The following is a 19,999-nucleotide window of genomic DNA, read 5'->3' as shown; positions in this document are numbered from 1 at the left end:
CCCTCCTCAATTGCCGCCGAGCGCCTGCAGGTGGCCGCCGTGGGCCTCGGCACGCTGGTAGGCCTGGCGCTCGCTGATGCGCTTGAGGAAGCCACGCAGTGCCGGCTTGTCGTCGAGGCCACCACCGCGCGCGGCGGCCGCCTGGATCGGGAAGCTCATCTGGATGTCGGCCGCACTGAAGCGCTCGCCGGCAAACCATGGGCTTTCGGTCAGCCGACGCTCCATCCAGTCCAGGTGCAGGCGCCGCTGTGGGCCGATGAAGCCACGCTCGGCCTTGTCGGCAATGCTGCGCGCGATCGGACGGGCGAAGAACGGCATCGGCGCGTTGCGGATGCGGCCCATCACCAGGGTCAGCAGCAGCGGCGGCATCGCCGAGCCTTCGGCGTAGTGCAGCCAATAGCGGTAGGCGATGCGCTCGGCGCCATCGGCCGGCATCGGTGACGGCGACAGCTGGCGCTGGGTGTCATAGCGGTCGGCGAGGTAGTCGAGGATGGCACCGGACTCGGCCAGCACCAGTCCGCCATCCTGCAGTACCGGCGACTTGCCGAGCGGATGCACATTGCGAAGCTCCGGCGGTGCCAGCAGCGTCTTTGGATCGCGCGGATAGCGCCGCAGCTCGTAGTCCAGCCCCAGCTCCTCCAGCATCCACAGCACGCGCAGGGAACGGGAGTTTTCCAGGTGATGGACGATGCGCATGAGGATGATCCTTGGGGAGGCCCACATCCTACCGCGGCGGCTGCATGCCCTTTGTAGAGTCGAGCCATGCTCGACTCTACAAAACGGCAGGCAATAAAAAACGCCGGAAGCTTCCGCTTCCGGCGTTCTGGCTACCCAACGGTAGCAGACGGATTAGACCGCCTGCACCTGGTCAGCCTGCATACCCTTCTGACCCTGGACGGCGATGAAGGTAACCTTCTGGCCTTCCTGCAGGGTCTTGAAGCCGGTGCCCTGGATGGCACGGAAGTGCACAAACAGGTCCGGGCCGCTTTCCGGGGTGATGAAGCCGAAGCCCTTGGCGTCGTTGAACCACTTGACGGTGCCGGTCTGACGATCAGACATTTGACTAACTCCTGAAACACATGTTGAAAAAAATCGCAGCCACCGGGTATCGGGGCCGAGACTGAGTTGCAGGCGTTGGTAAAGCGGATCGATGAGCGGATCGTGAGATCAACTGCACCAGGCCACGATTCACGGTGACCCTAGCAAACACAGTGGGTCGAACGATACGCGTGTTTTCTGCAAAAAGCGATAGCCCGGACGTTCATGGGCAAACCCCGCCCGCTAGGCGTGACAAGGCTTGGCAGCCGATCAAGCCTAACTCCGAGTCCCCATTCAGGTTTTTCCTACCCTACACTGGGCAAATGACTGAAGCTGAAACCCAAGCTGAACCCGCCCTCCCCCGCATCTGGGTGGACGCGGACGCCTGCCCCACCGTCATTCGCGACATCCTGTTCCGTGCCGCTGAACGGGTCGGGATCGAGCTGACCCTGGTCGCCAACCAGTGGATCCGCACCCCGCCGTCGCGCTGGCTGCGCTCGATCCAGGTGCCGCAAGGCCTGGACGTGGCCGACAGTGCCATCGTCGAACGGGTGGCCGCCGGCGACCTGGTGGTCACCCAGGACATCCCGCTGGCTGCACTGGTGCTGGAGAAGAAGGCCGTGGCGCTGAACCCGCGCGGCCAGCTGTACACGCCGAACAACATGGCCGAGCGGCTGTCGATGCGCAATTTCATGGAGGAGCTGCGCGGTGCCGGAGTGCAGACCGGCGGACCGCCCCCGCTGGGGCCGCGCGACCGGCAGCTGTTCGCCGCCGAACTGGACCGCTGGCTGGCGCGGCGCCCGGCCCGCTGACCCGCGCTAGCCGCCCGGGTCCATTCGGCGCAGGCGCCGCTGGCTGCTGAACCGCCGCGGCTCCCCGGTGAGTGGATCGTCAAAGGCCAGCGCCTGTGCCAGCAGCTGCAGCGGTGGCTCGGCGCTGCCCTCCGGCCGCGACTGCAGCTGCGGGTAAAGGTCATCACCCTCGATCGGCGCGCCCAGCGCGGCCATGTGCACGCGCAACTGGTGCTTGCGGCCGGTTTCCAGCTTCAACCGGTAGCGCCAGATCGGCCCCTCGGCCTCGATCGGCTCGATCAGGCTGCGCGCATTGGGCTCGCCCGGCACTTCGGCCATGCGGAAGAACGGCTCGTCCGGCGCCAGCCGGCTGTGCCGCTGCAGCGGGAACTCCAGCCCCGGCAGCGCCGGTGCCAGCGCCTCATAGATCTTTTCAATGCGGCGCTCGCGGAACAGCCGCTGGTAGGCATCGCGCGTAGCCGCCTTCGCCGAGAACAGCACCAGGCCAGCGGTCAGCCTGTCCAGCCGGTGCAGCGGTACCAGCCCGGTATTGCCCGTACGTGCGATCAAGCGCGCCAGCAGGGTTTCACGCACATGGCGTCCGGCCGGCGTCACCGGCAGGAAGTGCGGCTTGTCGGCCACCAGAAGGTGCTCATCCAGATGCAGGATGGTCTCGGCGAAGGGAATCACCGGTTCGTCAGCCACCTCGCGGAAGTACTGGATCTCCAGCCCCACCTGCCAGGGCATGTCCGGCGACAGCGCCCTGCCCTGCACGTCCTGCACGCGGCCACGCGCGAAGCGGTCCTGCCACTGCGCACGGTCGATGCGTGGGAAACGTGCGCACAGGCCTTCGAGCAGGCTGGGCCAGTGGCCGGGCGGCAGCTGCAGGCGGCTGGGCAGGGTCATCGGGTCCATTCCTGCGGCGGGAAAGCATGCAAGCGTGCCACGTTGACGTCGTGCAGACAGCCCTGCAACGGACACCCCAGGATCAAACCTCTATCATTGTCGTCTTTAGTCCACGGATCCCCCATGGCTCTTACCGCCACCATCCGCAAGGCCGAGCTGCAGATCAGCGACATGGATCGCGGTTACTACGCGACCCACAACCTGACCCTGGCCCAGCACCCGTCCGAGACCGACGAACGATTGATGGTGCGCCTGCTCGCCTTCGCCCTCAATGCGGGAGACCGCCTGGAGTTCGGCCGTGGCCTGAGCACCGACGATGAGCCGGACCTGTGGGAACACGACTACACCGGCGACATCCTGCAGTGGATCGACCTGGGCCATCCCGACGAATCCCGCATCCGCAAGGCCAGCAACCGCAGCCGCCAGGTGCAGGTGATCAATTACGGCGGCAATGCCTCGGACATCTGGTGGGGCAAGCAGGGCAAGAGCCTGGCGCGCTTCGACAACCTGTCGGTAGTTGATCTGGACGGTGAGTTCGTCGAACGCTGGGGCCAGCAGGTCCAGCGCGCGATGCGCTGGAGCGTGCTGATCCAGGACGGTGAAGTGCAGCTGCTCAACGATCAGATGCAGCTCGACGTGATCCCGAACTGGCGCAAGCGCGCCAAGGCATGAGCACGACCCGCTGCGACGTGGTGGTCATCGGCGCCGGCGCGGCCGGGCTGATGACCGCGATCACGGCTGGCCAGCGCGGCCGCCAGGTGCAGGTGATCGACCATGCCAACAAGGTCGGCAAGAAGATCCTGATGTCCGGCGGTGGCCGCTGCAACTTCACCAACACCGGCACCAGCCCGGCCAACTTCCTGTCGGCCAACCCGCACTTCTGCAAGTCGGCGCTGGCGCGCTACACGCCCTGGCACTTCATCGAGCTGGTCAGCAAGCACGGCATCGCCTATCACGAGAAGGAACTGGGCCAGCTGTTCTGCGACATCTCGTCCAAGCAGATCGTGAAGATGCTGGTGGAGGAATGCCAGGCGGCCGGCGCGCAGATCCGCACCGGGTGCAGCGTGCAGCGCATCGAGCACGGCAGCGACGGTTTCCGCGTGCACACCACCGATGGCCTGTTCCACTGCGCCTCGCTGGTGGTGGCCACCGGCGGCCTGTCGATTCCGAGCATGGGTGCCACCGGCTTCGGCTACGAAATTGCCCGCCAGTTCGGCCATCAGGTGCTGCCGACCCGCGCCGGCCTGGTGCCGCTGACACTCAGCGGCAAGCACCAGGAGCGGCTGGCCGATCTGAGCGGTGTCGCCCTGCCGATCGAGGCGCGTTGCAACGGCAAGAGCTTCCAGAACTTCATGCTGCTGACCCATCGCGGCGTGAGTGGACCGGCGATCCTGCAGATCTCCTCGTTCTGGCAACCCGGCGACGCGCTGGAGCTGGACCTGCTGCCCGGCCAGGATGCCGGCGAGTGGCTGCGCCAGATGAAGCGCGAGCGCCCGGCCGCCGAGCTGCGCACGGTACTGGGTGAGGTGCTGCCCAAGCGACTGGCGCAGCGCCTGTGCGAACACTGGCTGCCCGACCGGCCCGTGCGCCAGCTGGACGAGCCGGTGCTGCGCCAGGCCGCGCAGCTGCTGGGCGCGTTCCCGCTGGTGGCCAGCGGCACCGAGGGCTATCGCACCGCCGAAGTCACCCTGGGCGGCGTGGATACCGCTGAGGTGTCGTCCTCGACGATGGAATCCAAGCGCGTGCCCGGCCTGCATTTCGTTGGCGAGGTGCTGGATGTGACCGGCTGGCTGGGCGGCTACAACTTCCAGTGGGCCTGGGCCAGCGGCCACGCGGCCGGGGGCGTGGTGTGAACCAGATCGCCGTTCGATGCGCGCAAGGGGTGCGCGCATGGACGGTTCGCCGCGCATCGTGTATCTAGATTCGCAGATTGGGGAGCAGTGCATGCAGAACGCGAACGACATCACCATCCGCCTGCTGATCGTCGATGACAGCGGCGAAAATGCCGAAGCCATTGTCAGCACCCTGCGCAACAGCGGCATCGCGGTGCGGCCCTGGCGGCCGCAGGATGCGGCCGAGCTGTCCCAGGTGCTGTCCAGCCAGGCCATCGACCTGGTGCTGGCGTCGCCCTCGCAGGGCATCCCGCTGCCGCTGGTAGCCCAGCACATCGCCGCCAGTGGCAAGGACATCCCGCTGGTGCTGCTGGCCGAGCGCATCGACGAGGACGAGCTGGTGCAGGCCAGCAGCCACGGCATCCGTGCCCTCGCCCTCCGCCAGCGCTCCGAGCATCTGTTGGCTGTGGTCCGCGACCAATGGGTGGACCTGCAGGCCCGTCGCGGCCTGCGCCGCATCGAGGCGCAGATGCGTGAGACCGAGCGCCGCTGCGATGCGCTGATCGCCTCTTCGCGCGATCCCATCGCCTACGTGCACGAAGGCATGCACATCCGTGCCAACGATGCCTACCTGGAGATGTTCGGCTACGAGCAGTTCGACGACATCGAAGGCATCTCGCTGCTGGACATGGTCGCCGCGCAGCATGTGGAGGGCTTCAAGCAGCTGCTGAAGGGCCTCAGCCGCGGCGAGGCGCCGCCGCCGCAGTACCAGCTCGATGCCCGCCACGAGGATGGCAGTACGTTCGCGGCAACCATGGAATTCACCGCTGCCACCTACGAAGGCGAATCCTGCCTGCAGGTGGTGCTTCGCCGCCGCATGGAATTCGATCCGGAGCTGGCCCGCGAAGTGGAGGACCTGCGCCAGCGCGACCAGGTCACGGGCCTGCTCAACCGCCCGACCTTCATGCTGCAACTGGAAAGCGCGGTGGCCCAGGCCGGCCGCAGCGAAGGCCAGTTCGGCCTGCTTCTGATCGAGCCGGACCACTATGCGCGCCTGTTGCCGGACATCGGCCTGGCATCAGCCGACACCCTGATCGGCGCACTGGCGTCGCTGCTGGCCGACGTGGTCGGTCAGGAGGCCCAGCTGGCCCGCTTCGGTGAACACAGTTTCGCCGTGCTGCAGGCCGGGCCCTACGCGCAGACCGTGGCACTGGCCGAGCGGATCCGCGAAGCGTATGCAGCGCATGTGTTCAGCATCGGTGCGCGCTCGGCCACGGTGACGGTCAGCATCGGTGGCGTACAGGTGGGCGAGAAGATCGCCAGCATCGGCCAGGTGCTCGCACGCGCCAGCGAGTGCACGCATGCCGCCGCCGAACTGGGCAATACCTGCCGCATCTTCGATCCGGCCGCGGCCGACCGCGTCGAGGAAGAGCGCGTGCTGCGCTGGGTCACCCGTATCCGTGAAGCACTGGCCGGCGACGGCTTCCAGCTGCACTACCAGCCGGTGCTGAACCTGCAGGGCGAGCCGCTGGAGCTGTACGAAGCCTATCTGCGCCTGGAGCACAACGGCGAACTGCTGAGCCCGACTGCGTTCCTTGGCATCGCAGAGGAGTACGGGCTGCTGGCGGAGATCAACCGCTGGGTGGTTTCTCAGGCCATCGCCGTACTGGGCCAGCGCGCCCGCGAGGGCCATGCCACCCAGGTCCTGGTGAAGGTGACGCCGGAGTCGTTCGATGACCCGCAGATGATCGCTACCCTGCGGCGCGAACTGCAGGCACAGGGTGTGCCCGGCGAACGGCTGTGGCTGCATGCACCGGAGGCGAAGGTGTTCACCCATCTGCGCAGCGCGCAGCAGTTCCTTGCCGAAGTGGCGCCCCTGGGCTGCCGCATCGGCCTGGAGCAGTTTGGTTCGGGATTGGACTCGTTCCAGCTGCTGGCCCACTTCCAGCCGCAGTTCCTCAAGCTGGACCGAGGTTTCACCAGCGATCTGGCGGCCACCCGCGAGAACATCGACCGCATCAGCCAGATCACCGCGCGTGCGCAGGAAGCCGGCATCCGCACCATCGCCGAGTTCGTCAGCGACGCCAATTCGATGACCCTGCTGTTCAGTGCCGGCGTGGACTACGTGCAGGGCGACTTCGTCGGCCCGGCGCTGCCGGAGATGGGGTTCGAGTTCGGGTGACCGGGGTAGTGCCGGCCGCTGGCCGGCAGCCTTTGGTACCCAGGGTTGCCGGCCAGCGCCCGGCACTACCCAAAGATAAGGCCGGCTTTCGCCGGCCTTTTCATTGATCAGGTCATGTCGACCAGGTTGTCGATCTTCACGTCCGGGTTGACGTCGGCCTCGTAGTCGACGCCCTCCACGCCAAAGCCGAACAAGCGCAGGAAGTCGGCCTTGTAGCCGGCCAGGTCGCTGATCTCGTACAGGTTCTCGTTGGTCACCTGCGGCCACAGCGCTACCACCTTGCCCTGCACGTCCGCCGCCATTTCCTTGTAGTCGGCACGCAGGCGGCCTTCCTCATCGACCAGCGCAACGGTGTGGCCATCGCCATCGACCAGATCGTGGCGCAGGCGATCGATTGCCACGCCGTCGGCCTTGCCGCCGTAGAGGATGTCGTACAGCACATCCAGCTGTTCGATGCAGCCTTCGTGGGTGCCCTTTTCCTTCATCACCTTGAACAGCAACGACAGGTAAAGCGGCATGGTCGGAATGGCCGAGCTGGCCTGGGTGACCACGGCCTTCAGCACCGACACGCGCGCGTCGCCGCCGATCCTGGCCAGCTTCTCGCGCAGGCCCAGCACCTTGGTGTCCAGGTCCTTCTTGGCGGCACCGATCGAGCCGTTCCAGTAGATCGCCTGGGTGATCTCTTCGCCCACGTAGGTGAAGGCGGTGGTGGTGCAGCCATTGGCCAGCACGCCGGCATCGGCCAGCGCATCGATCCACATCTGCCAGTCCTCACCACCCATCACCGCAACGGTACCGGCGATTTCTTCCGGAGTGGCTGGCTGCAGATGGGTTTCGGTCAGCACTTCCTTGTCGGTATCCAGGCCACGCAGGGTGATCGGCTCGCCGATCGGCTTCAGCGTGGAGCTGATGATCTCGCCGGTCTTCGGATGCTTGCGGCGTGGCGCGGCCAGGCTGTACACGACCTGGTCGACCTGGCCGAGATCGGCCTTGATCATCTCGATGGTCCTGGCCTTCACTTCATCGGAGAAGGCATCGCCGTTGATGCTCTTGGCGTACAGGCCGGCTTCGTCGGCGTACTTGTGGAACGCGGCGGAGTTGTACCAGCCGGCGGTGCCCGGCTTGGATTCGGTGCCCGGGCGCTCGAAGAAGATGCCCAGGGTCGCGGCGCCGCTGCCGAACGCGGCGGTGATGCGTGCAGCCAGGCCGTAGCCGGTGGAGGCACCAATGACCAGCACGCGCTTGGGACCATTCTGGATGGGCGGACGCGCGCGGATGTAGTCGATCTGCTGCTTGACCGCGGCTTCGCAGCCGGTCGGGTGGGTGGTGACGCAGATGAAGCCGCGGACGCGCGGTTTGATGACCATGGATACCTCGGGTTGGCAGATGCGGCGCACGGGGCGCTCAGCAGGAATACGGGTGCGCGCCTGCGCGCGCGAACCGCAGGATCGTAGTGCGCGGGGGCCGAATGCACAACCGACGCTGGCGTAGGGTTGTGTTTCTCTTTGCGGGGCTGCGCCCTGCACCTGCCGAAGCAACGGCCAGGGCAGAAGCAACGTCAGAAGCTGGGTTCCTGAGGATTGGCGTGGTGGGTCCGGTTGCGGGGGACGCCGTAGACCCATCCTTGGGGGCTTGGCCGCGGCATCCATGCCGCGGACACCCCCGCAACCGGCCCCCCGCCCGCCTTCGACAGTTTTCCGCGATCTGTCAGGACGGCATTCTGCTCTGGTGGGTGTCGACCTTGGTCGACACAGTAGATCCACGCCATGCGTGGATGACTCATTCGATATCTGACAGATGTGTCGACCAAGGTCGACACCTACCAACAGCCGCATGAACCTGTCGAAGGCGGGGCACTGTGGGTTTGCGGGGTGTGAGCCGCATGGATGCGGCGACCAAGCCCCCATGGATGGGTTTACGGCGTCCCCGCAAACCCACAGTGCCCCGCCATCCCACGGAATGCTGCTCCGGCTTTTGAAGTTGCCGTTGCATTGAGCAGGTGCAGGGCTGCAAGCCCTGCCAACAAAAAACCCCGCTTGCGCGGGGTTCTCTGTGTGCTGCGGGCAGCAGGCATTTACGGGCGACGGGCCAGGGCCTCGACGTCCTTTGCCTTCGGCAGCAGGTCCTGCTTGCTGACGCGCAGGAAGCCGATCGTCAGCATCGGCACCGCCACCAGGATCGAGGACAGCACCACGATCACCGCACCGATCATGTGCGTCTCGGCCAGGCCTTCCATCGAGCTGCCGCCGTACATGTACAGGGCAAGCGCGGACAGGAAGAACATCACGGCGGTGATCACCGTACGCGACAGCGTCTGGTTGATCGAACGGTTCAGCACTTCCATCGAATCCACGCGCAGGCTGCGGAAGTTCTCGCGGACGCGGTCGAAGACCACGATGATGTCGTTGATCGCAAAGCCCATCACCGACAGCAGGCCGGCCAGCACGGTCAGGTCGAACTCACGGCCCAGCAGGGACACGTAAGCCACCGTCACGATCAGGTCGAACATCGCCACGATGCTGGCGGTGACCGCGAACTTCCACTCGAAGCGCACCGCGATGTAGATCAGGAAGCCGGCCAGCATGAAGATGGTGGCGTACAGGCCATTCATCGCCAGGTCCTTGCCGATCTGCGGGCCCACGAACTCGTTGCGGAGCACGGTGGCCTGGTTGTCGGCGGTGGACAGGGCCTTCACCACGGCTGCGGCGGTGGCCTTGTCCTCGGCGGCGGCGTCACCGGTACCCGGCGCATGCTCACCGTGCGGGGCCAGGCGGATCAGCAGGTCGGTGTTGCCACCGACGCTCTGTACCTGGGCGCCTTCGAAGCCATTCTGCTCGAGCTTGTTGCGGACCTGCTCGACGTCCACCGCCTTGTCGAAGCGGGCTTCGATCAGGGTGCCGCCGGTGAAGTCCAGCGCGTAGTTGAAGCCCTTGATGCCGATGATGGCAATCGAGGCCAGGAACACCACGATGGTGACTGCCATGGCGACATGGCGCCAACGCATGAAGTCGATCTTGGTGTCGTTCGGGAGGATGTGCAGCGGAAACAGTTTCATTGTGCGTGTCGTCCCGTCAGATGGCCACGTTCTGGAGCTTCTTGCGACGGCCGTAGATCAGCGTCGCCAGCGCACGCGACACGGTGATCGCGGTGAACATGGAGGCGAAAATACCGATGATCATGGTCAGCGCGAAGCCCTTCAGCGGACCGGTACCGAATGCAAACAGCGCCACGCCGACGATCAGGCCGGTCAGGTTGGCGTCGAGGATGGTGCCCGAGGCACGCTCGTAACCGGTCACGATCGCGGTCTTGCCCGGCACGCCGGCACGCAGTTCTTCACGGATACGCTCGTTGATCAGCACGTTGGCGTCCACCGACAAGCCGACCGACAACGCCAGGCCGGCGAAGCCCGGCAGGGTCATGGTCGCGCCGAACAGCGACATCACCGCCACCACGATCAGCAGGTTGAACAGCATCGCTGCCGAGGTGATCACACCGAACATGCGGTAGTACACGCTGAAGAACACCAGGGTGAACAGGAACGCGAACACCACCGCGCGCATGCCGTTCTTGACGTTTTCGGCGCCGAGGCTCGGGCCGACCACGCGCTCTTCGACGAAGTCCATCGGCGCGGCCAGCGAGCCGGACTTCAGCAGCTTGGCCAGGTCGTCGGCTTCCTTCTTCTGCAGGCCGGTGGTCTGGAAGTTCTTGCCGAACACGCCGTTGATGTTGGCCACCGAGATCACTTCCTCGTTGACCTTGAAGCCACGCACTTCCTGGCCGTCAACCATGGTCACGGTCGGCACGCGCTCGGTATACACCACCGCCATCGGCTTGTTCACGTTGGCGCTGGTGAAATCGAACATGCGCTGGCCGCCGACGTTGTTCAGCGTCACGCTGACCGCCGGTGCACCGCTGGTGGAGTCGGTCACCGCCTGCGCGCCGACCATCTGGTCGCCGGTGACGATCACGCGCTTGTTCAGCAGGATCGGACCGCCGCCGTCACGGCGCTGATAGACCTTCGCTTCCGGCGGGATACGACCGGAGTCGATCGCGTCCTGCGCGTTGCCCTCGACCACCGCACGGTATTCCAGAGTGGCGGTGGCGCCGATCATGCGCTTGGCTTCGGCCGTGTCCTGCACGCCGGGCAGCTGCACGACCACGCGGTCGGCACCCTGGCGCTGGATGATCGGCTCGGCCACGCCGAGCTGGTTCACGCGGTTGCGCAGGGTGTTGATGTTCTGCTCGATGGCGCCATTGGCGATCTGCGCGATCTCGGTCTCCGGCACGGTGACCGTGATGCGGTTGCCGCTGACGTCGTAGCCGAGCGTCGGCTGCGCCTTGACCAGGGCCGTACGGGCACGCTGCGCGGCGTCATCACCGGCGGACGGGCTCAGGTTGGCCACGATGCTGTTGTCAGCGCGGCGCTCCACCGACTGGTACGCGATGCGTGCGTCACGCAGGGTGCTGCGCACGTCTTCGGTGTAGGCGTCCAGGCGCTTGTCCAGGGCGGCCTTCTGGTCGACCTGCAGCACGAAGTGCACACCACCCTGCAGGTCCAGGCCCAGCACCATCGGACGACCGCCGAGGTTGGCCAGCCAGTCCGGCACGGTCGAAGCCAGGTTCAGGGCCACGGTGTACTTCTCGCCGACGGTGTCACGCAGGGCGTCGCTGGCGGCGGACTGCGCCTTCAGGTCCGGCAGGCGGACAATCAGGCTCTCCCCTTCCTTCTCGGCACCGATGGTGTCCACGCCGGCCTTCTTCAGGTCGGCCAGAACACGGTCGCGCAGCGCGTCGTCGACCGTTCCGCCACGGTTGGCGGTGATCTGGACGGCCGGGTCCTTCTGGTAGATGTTGGGCAGTGCGTACAGCGCACTGAGCACCAGTACGATCAGGATGACGACGTACTTCCAGCGTGGAAATTCGAGCATTGCTTGGGTCCCGCGCGGCGCCATCCCCGGCGCCGCGGTTGTGCATCGGAAAGGGAGTGGCTTACTGGGCCGACTTCAGGGTACCGGCCGGCAGCACGTTGCCGACAGCGCCCTTCTGCACGCGGATGCGCACGTTGTCGGCCACTTCGATGGTGATGAAGTTGTCGCCGATGTCGGTGACCACGCCGGCGATGCCGCCGTTGGTCAGCACTTCGTCGCCACGCTTGATCTTCTCCAGCATGGCCTTGTGCTCCTTCTGCCGCTTCATCTGCGGGCGGATCATCAGGAAGTACATGATGGCGATCAGGATGACCGGGAACAGCAGCGTGGTCAGGCCCATGCCCTGCGGTTGGCCGCCGGCGGCCTGGGCGTGGGCGGCGGGAATCAGGAAGGCAAGCAGGTTCATCGTTGGTCCTTTGGTTGGGCGGCGCTCCCGTCCCTTCAGGGGCGGGGGTGTCGACCGCGGATCTGGGTCAGCCTTGAAGTATGCCACGGCCCCGGACGTTCGTCCTTGGGCCGTTCGGCAGGGGTGCTGCGGGGTTACAGGGGCGGGGCAACTGCCCCGCGTGCCGCGTAGAAAGACTCACGGAAGGCCAGGAAGGTTCCCGCCTCGATCGCCGCGCGGATGTCGGCCATCAGCTTTTCGTAATAGAACAGGTTGTGCAGGGTGCCCAGCATCGGTGCCAGCATCTCGTTGCAGCGGTCCAGGTGGCGCAGGTACGAGCGGGTGTAGCCGCCGGTGCAGGCCACGCAGCCGCAGCCCGGCTCGATCGGGTCCATGTCGCGCGCATACTGCGAGTTGCGGATGCGTACGGTGCCGAACGAGGTGAAATAGTGGCCGTTGCGGGCATTGCGGGTGGGCATCACGCAGTCGAACATGTCCACGCCACGGGCGACACCCTCGACCAGGTCCTCCGGCCGGCCCACGCCCATCAGGTAGCGCGGGCGGTCGCCCGGCAGCTCCGGGTCCAGGTGGTCGAGCATGGCGTTGCGCTCGTGCTCCGGTTCGCCCACGGCCAGGCCGCCGATGGCATAGCCGTCGAAGCCGATCGCCTGCAGGGCCTCGGCCGAGCGGCTGCGCAGGTCGGTGTGCACCCCGCCCTGGACGATGCCGAAAAGCGCCGCGTCGTTGCCCAGCTCGTCATGCGCGTTGCGGCTGCGCTGGGCCCAGCGAAGGCTCAGCTCCATCGAACGGCGGGCGACATCCTCGGTGGCCGGGTACGGGGTGCACTCGTCGAAGATCATCACCACGTCCGAATCGAGCACCTTCTGGATCTTCATGCTCTCTTCCGGGCCCAGGAATACGCGGGCGCCGTCGGTGGGCGAAGCAAAGGTCACGCCCTGCTCGGTGATCTTGCGGCGGTGCGCCAGCGAGAACACCTGGAAGCCGCCGGAGTCGGTCAGGATCGGGCCATCCCACTGGCAGAAGCCGTGCAGGCCGCCGTGGTCGGCGATGATGTCCAGGCCCGGCCGCAGGTACAGGTGGAAGGTGTTGCCGAGGATGATCTCGGCGCCCAGCGCGCGCACCTGGTCCGGCAGGATGCCCTTGACCGAGCCATAGGTTCCCACCGGCATGAAGGCCGGCGTTTCCACCGTGCCACGCGGAAAGGTCAGGCGGCCACGGCGGGCACGGCCGTCGCGGGTCTGGAGCTGGAACTGCAATCGGGACATGGAGCGGTCGTTCAGGCAAATAGTTGCCTATTGTCTCCCAAAACCGCCTTCCCTGCTCCGGTAGCGCCGGGCCATGCCCGGCGGCGAGATCCGCCGGAGATGGCCGGGGGTACCGGATTCATCCACGCATGGCGTGGATCTACTACCGTCCAGTAGATCCACGCCATGCGTGGATGAAGTGCGCGTCAGCCCGCCTGCGGGAACAGCAGCATCGCGTCGCCGTAGCTGAAGAAGCGGTAGCGCTGCTCGATCGCGTGCTGGTAGGCCTCGAACACGCGCTCCTTGCCGGCGAACGCAGAGATCATCATCAGCAGCGTGCTTTCCGGCAGGTGGAAGTTGGTCACCATCGCATCGACACTGCGGATGCGATAACCCGGGGTGATGAAGATCTGCGTTTCTCCGGCGAACGGCAGCAGCTCGCCATCGCGCATCGCGCTTTCCAGCGCGCGCACCACGGTAGTGCCGACGCCGATCACGCGGCCGCCGCCGGCGCGCGTGCGCCGCACCTGCTGCACCAGCTCGGCGCCGACGTTCAGCCACTCGCGGTGCATCACGTGGTCCTTCAGGTCATCGGCACGCACCGGCTGGAAGGTGCCCGCACCCACGTGCAGGGTGACGTGGCCGAACTCCACGCCCTTGTCCTTCAGCGCGGCCAGCAGCGGTTCGTCGAAATGCAGGCCGGCGGTCGGCGCCGCCACTGCGCCCACCTCGCGCGCGAACACGGTCTGGTAGCGCTCGCGGTCGTCCACGCCCGGCTCGCGCTGGATGTACGGCGGCAGCGGCAGGCGGCCGGCATGCAGCAGCCATTGTTCCAGCGATTCCGGCACATGGAACTGCAGCACGTAGAATTCGCCATCGCGGCCCAGCACCTCGGCTTCGCCACCGGCATCCAGCGCGATGCGGCTGCCGGCCTTCGGCGACTTGCTGGCGCCGACCTGCGCGCGTGCCTGCTGGGCGCCGAGCAGGCGCTCGATCAGGATCTCCACGCGGCCACCGCTGGCCTTCTGCCCGAACAGGCGCGCCGGGATCACCCGGGTGTCGTTGAACACCAGCAGGTCGCCCGGCTGCAGCAACGACGGCAGGTCGCGCACCTGCAGATCGGTGAAGGCATCGGGCGCCGGCGGCACCAGCAGCAGGCGGCTTGCGGAACGTTCGGCCAGGGGTGCCTGCGCGATCAGTTCAGCCGGCAGGTCGTAGTGGAAATCGGACTTCTTCAAGGCAGTGGGCGGCAACAGGTCGACAATGGCGCGCATTGTACGTCCAGCGTCTGCGAGCCGGCGCGCTTCGCAGCGAACGTCGCGCAAAATGCTGCTATGCAGCAGGCTTTTGCGGGGTTATCGCGCAAAAAAACAAGTGCTAGCATCGAGCCGGAAGTCCGCTGCACGAGCCTGCCCCAAGCGCGCGTGATGACGCGCGTTTTGCTTTTGAAGACCCGTGCGACCCATTGTTTCAGGAGATCTGCAATGAGCTTCATCGAACGCCTCGCCCCCCTGCGCAACCAGTCCGGCACCCGCCTTACCTCCGGTCTGGACGATGCCACCCTGACCGCCCTGTCCGCCAACCACCCGCAGCTGATCGCCGCGGTGGACGCCGCCGCCGAGGAATTCGCGCGCGTACAGGCCGACCTGGGGCCGCTGCTGGCGCAGGACGAACAGGCGCAGATCGACGCGATGCAGGACGGTTTCGTCAATTTCTACGCCGATGACGCGGTGACCCCGTACGTGGCACTGGCTGCGCGCGGCCCGTGGGTGGTCACCCTGAAGGGCGCCGTGCTGTACGACGCCGGTGGCTACGGCATGCTCGGCTTCGGGCACACCCCGGACGCCGTGCTGGAGGCGATGGCCCGCCCGCAGGTGATGGCCAACATCATGACCCCCAGCCTGTCGCAGCAGCGCTTCATCACCGCCCTGCGCGCCGAGATCGGCCACCGCCGTGGCGGCTGCCCGTTCGCCCGCTTCATGTGCCTGAATTCCGGCTCCGAAGCGGTCGGCCTGGCCGCGCGCATCGCCGACGTCAACGCCAAGCTGCAGACCGACCCGGGTGCGCGCCACGCCGGCGCTGCGATCAAGCGCGTGGTGGTCAAGGGCAGCTTCCATGGCCGTACCGACCGCCCTGCCCTCTATTCGGATTCCAGCCGCAAGAGCTACATGCAGCACCTGGCCAGCTACCGTGGCGAGGACTCGGTGATCACCGTGGCGCCGTACGACGAAGCCGGCCTGCGCAAGGTGTTCGAGGACGCCGCGCGCAACCAGTGGTTCATCGAGGCGGTGTTCCTGGAGCCGGTGATGGGCGAAGGCGACCCGGGCCGTTCGGTGCCGCCGTCGTTCTATGCCGTGGCCCGCGAACTGACCCGTGCCCATGGCAGCCTGCTGCTGCTCGACTCGATCCAGGCCGGCCTGCGCGCGCATGGCGTGCTGTCGGTGGTCGACTACCCGGGCTTCGAAGGCCTGGACCCGCCGGACATGGAGACCTACTCCAAGGCGCTCAACGCCGCACAGTACCCGCTGTCGGTGCTGGCGGTGACCGAGCATGCCGCGCAGCTGTACCGCAAGGGCATCTATGGCAACACCATGACCAGCAACCCGCGCGCGCTGGATGTGGCCTGCGCCACCCTGGCCCAGCTGACCCCGCAGGTGCGCGCCAACATCGCCGAACGTGGTGCCGAGGCCGTGCGCAAGCTTGAACAGCTGAAGAACGAGCTGGGCGGGCTGATCACCAAGGTGCAGGGCACCGGCCTGCTGTTCTCCTGCGAGCTGGCCCCGCAGTTCAAGTGCTACGGCGCCAACTCCACAGAGGAATGGCTGCGCCAGCACGGCATCAACGTGATCCACGGTGGCGAGAACTCGCTGCGCTTCACCCCGCACTTCGGCATGGACAGCGAGGAGCTGGACCTGCTGGTGGGCATGGTCGGCCGCGCCCTGCGTGAAGGCCCGCGCCGCGAGCAGGCCGCGGCGGCGTAAGCGCCCGCGTCGGTAGAGCCGAAGGCAGCGGCAGGAGCCGCTGCCAACGTCGCTGGCGACGGCCCGAAGGGTGCCGGTCAGGACGACCGGCATAGCCATGCTCGACTCTACAGAAGGCCTCTCAAGGCCCCATACTCTACGCACACCCCGTCGCTGACTGCCTTTCGGTCGGCGACGGGGCGTTTTCGTTTCCGGCCAAGAGACAGGAAGATCCATGAAATCGATCTGTGTGTACTGTGGTTCCAACGCTGGCAGCAAGCCGGCCTACACCGAACGCGCCATTGCCCTGGGTGACCGCATCGCCCGCGATGGCCTGCGCCTGGTGTATGGCGGCGGCAACGTCGGCCTGATGGGAACCGTGGCCAATGCCGTGCTCGCCGCCGGCGGCGAGGTGACCGGCGTGATCCCGCGCCAGCTGGCCGATTGGGAAGTGGCCCACCGTGGCCTGACCGAACTGGAAATCGTCGGTTCGATGCATGAGCGCAAGTCGCGCATGTTCGACCTCGCCGATGGCTTCGTTACCCTTCCCGGCGGCTTCGGCACCATGGAAGAGATCTTCGAGATGCTGACCTGGCGCCAGCTGGGCATCGGCAACAAGCCATGCGCGTTCCTCGACGTGGAAGGCTTCTACGCCCCGTTGATCGGCATGATCGACCGCATGGTGGAAGAGCGCTTCCTGCACCCGGACCAGCGCCAGGACCTGTGGTACGGCTCGGACATCGAAGAGATGCTGGAGTGGATGAAGAACTACCAGCCGGCGCAGGCCTCGAAATGGATCGACGAGAAGCGCCGCGCCGCCCTGCGATGATGCAACAGTACGCGGCGGCTCAGGCCGCCGCGTGCGCCCATGGGGCGGGCCGCCCCAGCAGGTAGCCCTGGCCGTAGTCGCAGCCCAGTTCACGCAGGGTCTGCCGCTGCGCGTCGGTCTCGATGCCTTCGCCGATGGTTTCGATGCCCAGCGTGCGCGCCAGCGACAACACGCCCTCAACCAGTGCGCGCGTACTCTGCACTTCCGGACCATGCAGGCCGGCGATGAAGCTCTGGTCGATCTTCAGCGTGCTGATCGGGAAGCGATGCAGGTAGGACAACGCGGAGAAGCCTGTGCCGAAATCATCCAGCTGCACCTGGATGCCGCGCTCGCGCAGGCCCTGCAGGATGCGCAGCGTGTGCGGACCGTCGTCCAGCAACGCTACCTCGGTGATTTCCAGACGCAGCCGGCGCGGATCGGCACCGCAGCTGTCGAGCAGGCCGAACAGGCGATCACTGAACTCCGCCGAGCGGAAATGCCGGGGCGACACGTTCACCGAGACGTAGCCTTCGCCCCCCCGTGCCAGCCCCGCGATGACCTGTTCGTAGATCAACCAGTCCACCTGCTCGATCAGGCCGCTCTCTTCGCCCAGTTCCAGGAACGCGCCGGGCAGCAGCAGGCCACGGCGCTCATGCTGCCAGCGAAGCAGCGCCTCGTGACCGACCACTTCGCCGTCGGACAAGCGCACGATCGGCTGGTAGAACGGCAGGAAGTCGCGGTTGTTGATCGCACGGCGCAGATCGGCTTCCAGGTCCAGGCTGCGCATGGCTTCCTCGCGCATGTCCTCGTCGAAGATCGCACAGCGGTCATGGCCCTGCGCCTTGGCCCGGTACATCGCTGCATCCGCATCGCGCAGCAGCTCCTCACCGGTGCGGTAGCGTGGATTCCACAGGGCAATGCCCAGGCTGCCGGACGGAAACAGTTCGCGCCCGGCGATCCACATCGATTCCTGCAACGCCAGCAGCAGCCGCTGGCCGAAATCCAGTGCCTGCGCCAGGCCCTGCGGGCACTGCAGCAGCACAGCAAACTCATCACCGCCGAGCCGTGCCACCACATCTTCGGTACCGGCCATCGACACGATGCGCTTGGCCACTTCCACCAGCATGCGGTCACCGGCCGCATGGCCGATGCTGTCGTTGACCAGCTTGAAGCGGTCAAGGTCGAGGAACAGAACGGCAAATACCGGCCCGCCTTCACGCTTGGCCAGTGCCAGGGCATCCTGCAGGCGATCCAGCAGGTGCAGGCGGTTGGGCAGGCCGGTCAACGCATCGTGCATGGCCTGGTGGGTCAGGCGCTGCTCGGCGCGCAGGCGCTCGCCGATCTGGCCGAGCAGCTTCTCGTTCACTTCGGCCAGCTCGCGGGTACGCTCTTCCACGCGCTTTTCCAGCTCGGCATGCGCCGAACGCAGCCGTTGCTGGTCGCGCTGCCGGGCCAGCCCGGTGCCGATGTTCTGCGCGACAAAGATCAGCAGGCGCTGGTCATGCACGCTGAACGTGCTGTTCTCGCTGTAGCTCTGCACCACGATCGCGCCGACCACTTCGTCGTCGCGCAGCAGCGGCACGCCCAGCCAGCAATGCGAGCGCGCGCCGGATTCGCGCACTTCACCACTGGCCAGCAGCGCATCGATCTGCGCGCGTGACGCCAGCAGGGGACGCCGGTTGCGCACCACATACTCGGTCAGGCCACGGCTGAACGGCCGTGGCGCGCGGCTGGCATTGTGCTCGTCCACCGAATAGACGAAGTCCAGGCCATTGCCGGCCGGGTTGACCAGGGCGATGTAGAAATTGCGGGCATCGAGCAGGCGCCCGACCACACCGTGCACCTGGCCGTAGAACTGGGCCAGGCTGTCGGCCGACATCGCCATCTCGGCGATGTTGTACAGCGCGGTCTGCAGTTGTTCGGCGCGGCGACGCTCGGCCACCTCATCCTGCAGGCTGCGGTTGGCGCGCTGCAGCTCGAGCGTGCGCCGCTCCACCTGCTGTTCCAGCCGCACCTGCGCCTGCCGCCGGTCCATCGCAGTCTGGACGTGCTGGGCAACGAACCCCAGCAGGGCCCGCTCCGCCTCGCCATAGCGGGCGGCATGCTCGTAGCTCTGCACTACGATGGCGCCGCAGACACGGCCATCGCGCAGCATCGGCACGCCCAGCCAGTCCAGGCTTTCGGGCCCACGCTGCGGGTCGTGCTCCTGTTCCATCACCTGCGCCAGAAGTTCGCGCGACGGGCCACTGAGCGGCTTGCCATGGCGCAGCAACGCCACGGTCAGGCTGCGCGGCATATCGCTGGCATCATGGCTCTGCGTGGGATCGGCGACGAAGTCATCGACCTGATCGGCGAAGTACAGGAAACGGATCTGGTCGCGCACATCGTCATACTCGACGATGTAGCAGTTCTCCGCGTACATCAGCGTGCCCAGCACGCCGTGCACGTGGCGCAGCATCTCGCCCATCTCCAGGTCGGCACCGGCCAGGTCGGCGATCTGGAACAGGGCCTGTTGGAGCCGCTCGGCTTCTTCCAGTGCCCTGATCTGGCCGGCCTGGCGGCCGCGCTGCAGGGCCAGCTCCATTGCCTGCCGGGCCAGCCCCCACCACGCGGGTGAAGGCGCCGCGCCCGCAACCGACAGCAGCAGCCGCGCACCGTCATACTCCCAGCCGTGCTGGCCATCGCCGGCGCCGGGTTCCACGGATGCAGCGCTGTCAGTTGCAAGCAAGGGCCAGCCGCCCTGGCCATATCCCAGCTGCGGGTCGTCCCAACCGACGCGGACCACCGCCGTCTCCGGCAAAAGCGCATGCAACGCGCGCACCAGCGCCGTGCTCAGCACGGCCTCGTGTGGTGGCTCTTCCGCCGGTTCAGCATGCGTGGACAAATGACAATCTCTTGGCGCCG

At 66.6% G+C, this 19,999-nt stretch carries 16 protein-coding genes; 6 read left to right on the top strand and 10 right to left on the bottom strand.

Annotated features, from left to right (window positions below; all coding sequences use genetic code 11):
* Positions 1-6 precede the first annotated feature (6 nt).
* Both AC5P57_RS05575 and AC5P57_RS05570 read right to left on the bottom strand, forming a co-directional pair.
* The gene (locus AC5P57_RS05575) at positions 7-696 is read right to left on the bottom strand and encodes a glutathione S-transferase family protein (protein WP_262235621.1); all 690 of its coding nucleotides are present in this window, start codon (positions 694-696) and stop codon (positions 7-9) included.
* Between the two features lie 153 nt (positions 697-849).
* Positions 850-1,059: a cold-shock protein gene (locus AC5P57_RS05570; RefSeq protein WP_004153307.1), complete on the bottom strand. Its 210-nt coding sequence runs from the start codon at positions 1,057-1,059 to the stop codon at positions 850-852.
* 302 nt (positions 1,060-1,361) lie between these two features.
* Here AC5P57_RS05570 and AC5P57_RS05565 point away from each other — a divergent pair, with 302 nt between their 5' ends.
* The gene (locus AC5P57_RS05565; protein ID WP_059034065.1) at positions 1,362-1,850 is read left to right on the top strand and encodes a YaiI/YqxD family protein; all 489 of its coding nucleotides are present in this window, start codon (positions 1,362-1,364) and stop codon (positions 1,848-1,850) included.
* Between the two features lie 6 nt (positions 1,851-1,856).
* Here AC5P57_RS05565 and AC5P57_RS05560 read toward each other — a convergent pair whose 3' ends face one another.
* Positions 1,857-2,735, bottom strand: coding sequence for a pseudouridine synthase (locus tag AC5P57_RS05560; RefSeq protein ID WP_262235620.1), 879 nt, complete (start codon positions 2,733-2,735; stop codon positions 1,857-1,859).
* Positions 2,736-2,858: 123 nt separating this feature from the next.
* Here AC5P57_RS05560 and AC5P57_RS05555 point away from each other — a divergent pair, with 123 nt between their 5' ends.
* The 3 genes from AC5P57_RS05555 (at position 2,859) to AC5P57_RS05545 (ending at position 6,749) form a co-directional block, all read left to right on the top strand.
* Positions 2,859-3,407, top strand: a complete 549-nt coding sequence (locus tag AC5P57_RS05555; RefSeq protein ID WP_099552305.1) for a YaeQ family protein — start codon at positions 2,859-2,861, stop codon at positions 3,405-3,407.
* The gene (locus AC5P57_RS05550) at positions 3,404-4,588 is read left to right on the top strand and encodes a BaiN/RdsA family NAD(P)/FAD-dependent oxidoreductase (protein ID WP_099552306.1); all 1,185 of its coding nucleotides are present in this window, start codon (positions 3,404-3,406) and stop codon (positions 4,586-4,588) included. The genes AC5P57_RS05555 and AC5P57_RS05550 overlap by 4 nt, the downstream gene beginning before the upstream one ends.
* A gap of 91 nt (positions 4,589-4,679) precedes the next feature.
* Positions 4,680-6,749, top strand: coding sequence for an EAL domain-containing response regulator (locus AC5P57_RS05545; RefSeq protein WP_262235619.1), 2,070 nt, complete (start codon positions 4,680-4,682; stop codon positions 6,747-6,749).
* A gap of 107 nt (positions 6,750-6,856) precedes the next feature.
* Here the strand turns inward: AC5P57_RS05545 and fabV are convergent, their stop codons facing one another.
* From fabV to queA, 6 genes are all read right to left on the bottom strand, one after another.
* Positions 6,857-8,116, bottom strand: coding sequence for an enoyl-ACP reductase FabV (gene fabV, locus AC5P57_RS05540; protein ID WP_099552307.1), 1,260 nt, complete (start codon positions 8,114-8,116; stop codon positions 6,857-6,859).
* Positions 8,117-8,823: 707 nt separating this feature from the next.
* On the bottom strand, positions 8,824-9,804 hold the full coding sequence (gene secF / locus AC5P57_RS05535; RefSeq protein WP_099552309.1) for a protein translocase subunit SecF: 981 nt from the start codon (positions 9,802-9,804) through the stop codon (positions 8,824-8,826).
* A gap of 16 nt (positions 9,805-9,820) precedes the next feature.
* The gene (secD, locus tag AC5P57_RS05530) at positions 9,821-11,677 is read right to left on the bottom strand and encodes a protein translocase subunit SecD (protein ID WP_495219500.1); all 1,857 of its coding nucleotides are present in this window, start codon (positions 11,675-11,677) and stop codon (positions 9,821-9,823) included.
* Between the two features lie 61 nt (positions 11,678-11,738).
* Positions 11,739-12,083: a preprotein translocase subunit YajC gene (gene yajC, locus AC5P57_RS05525; protein ID WP_099552311.1), complete on the bottom strand. Its 345-nt coding sequence runs from the start codon at positions 12,081-12,083 to the stop codon at positions 11,739-11,741.
* 134 nt (positions 12,084-12,217) lie between these two features.
* The gene (gene tgt / locus AC5P57_RS05520) at positions 12,218-13,348 is read right to left on the bottom strand and encodes a tRNA guanosine(34) transglycosylase Tgt (protein WP_262235616.1); all 1,131 of its coding nucleotides are present in this window, start codon (positions 13,346-13,348) and stop codon (positions 12,218-12,220) included.
* 185 nt (positions 13,349-13,533) lie between these two features.
* Positions 13,534-14,601 (bottom strand): tRNA preQ1(34) S-adenosylmethionine ribosyltransferase-isomerase QueA, encoded by a 1,068-nt coding sequence (gene queA, locus AC5P57_RS05515; protein ID WP_262235615.1) that lies wholly within the window; start codon positions 14,599-14,601, stop codon positions 13,534-13,536.
* Between the two features lie 210 nt (positions 14,602-14,811).
* On the opposite strand from queA, the gene AC5P57_RS05510 reads away from it, so the two are divergent.
* Together AC5P57_RS05510 and AC5P57_RS05505 are read left to right on the top strand one after the other, a co-directional pair.
* Positions 14,812-16,308 (top strand): aminotransferase class III-fold pyridoxal phosphate-dependent enzyme, encoded by a 1,497-nt coding sequence (locus AC5P57_RS05510; RefSeq protein ID WP_262235614.1) that lies wholly within the window; start codon positions 14,812-14,814, stop codon positions 16,306-16,308.
* Positions 16,309-16,522: 214 nt separating this feature from the next.
* Positions 16,523-17,116 (top strand): LOG family protein, encoded by a 594-nt coding sequence (locus AC5P57_RS05505; protein WP_049428514.1) that lies wholly within the window; start codon positions 16,523-16,525, stop codon positions 17,114-17,116.
* 19 nt (positions 17,117-17,135) lie between these two features.
* Here the strand turns inward: AC5P57_RS05505 and AC5P57_RS05500 are convergent, their stop codons facing one another.
* A complete protein-coding gene (locus AC5P57_RS05500; RefSeq protein WP_262235613.1) occupies positions 17,136-19,979 on the bottom strand; it encodes a bifunctional diguanylate cyclase/phosphodiesterase in 2,844 nt (947 codons plus the stop codon).
* Positions 19,980-19,999: the final 20 nt, after the last annotated feature.

It is taken from the genome of Stenotrophomonas sp. YJH_SMC_79 (genome assembly GCF_059367995.1).
The sequence above is the reverse complement of the archived record's forward strand: the minus strand, read 5'-3'. Positions and strand labels throughout refer to the sequence as shown.

What these genes read in the sequence shown, in the direction of transcription:
- fabV (WP_099552307.1), bottom strand. Translation starts at nt 8,116, where the DNA reads ATGGTCATCAAACCGCGCGTCCGCGGCTTCATCTGCGTCACCACCCAC.
- yajC (WP_099552311.1), bottom strand. Translation starts at nt 12,083, where the DNA reads ATGAACCTGCTTGCCTTCCTGATTCCCGCCGCCCACGCCCAGGCCGCC.
- tgt (WP_262235616.1), bottom strand. Translation starts at nt 13,348, where the DNA reads ATGTCCCGATTGCAGTTCCAGCTCCAGACCCGCGACGGCCGTGCCCGC.
- AC5P57_RS05550 (WP_099552306.1), top strand. Translation starts at nt 3,404, where the DNA reads ATGAGCACGACCCGCTGCGACGTGGTGGTCATCGGCGCCGGCGCGGCC.
- secD (WP_495219500.1), bottom strand. Translation starts at nt 11,677, where the DNA reads ATGCTCGAATTTCCACGCTGGAAGTACGTCGTCATCCTGATCGTACTG.
- AC5P57_RS05575 (WP_262235621.1), bottom strand. Translation starts at nt 696, where the DNA reads ATGCGCATCGTCCATCACCTGGAAAACTCCCGTTCCCTGCGCGTGCTG.
- AC5P57_RS05570 (WP_004153307.1), bottom strand. Translation starts at nt 1,059, where the DNA reads ATGTCTGATCGTCAGACCGGCACCGTCAAGTGGTTCAACGACGCCAAG.
- queA (WP_262235615.1), bottom strand. Translation starts at nt 14,601, where the DNA reads ATGCGCGCCATTGTCGACCTGTTGCCGCCCACTGCCTTGAAGAAGTCC.
- AC5P57_RS05510 (WP_262235614.1), top strand. Translation starts at nt 14,812, where the DNA reads ATGAGCTTCATCGAACGCCTCGCCCCCCTGCGCAACCAGTCCGGCACC.
- AC5P57_RS05505 (WP_049428514.1), top strand. Translation starts at nt 16,523, where the DNA reads ATGAAATCGATCTGTGTGTACTGTGGTTCCAACGCTGGCAGCAAGCCG.
- AC5P57_RS05560 (WP_262235620.1), bottom strand. Translation starts at nt 2,735, where the DNA reads ATGACCCTGCCCAGCCGCCTGCAGCTGCCGCCCGGCCACTGGCCCAGC.
- AC5P57_RS05545 (WP_262235619.1), top strand. Translation starts at nt 4,680, where the DNA reads ATGCAGAACGCGAACGACATCACCATCCGCCTGCTGATCGTCGATGAC.
- AC5P57_RS05565 (WP_059034065.1), top strand. Translation starts at nt 1,362, where the DNA reads ATGACTGAAGCTGAAACCCAAGCTGAACCCGCCCTCCCCCGCATCTGG.
- AC5P57_RS05555 (WP_099552305.1), top strand. Translation starts at nt 2,859, where the DNA reads ATGGCTCTTACCGCCACCATCCGCAAGGCCGAGCTGCAGATCAGCGAC.
- secF (WP_099552309.1), bottom strand. Translation starts at nt 9,804, where the DNA reads ATGAAACTGTTTCCGCTGCACATCCTCCCGAACGACACCAAGATCGAC.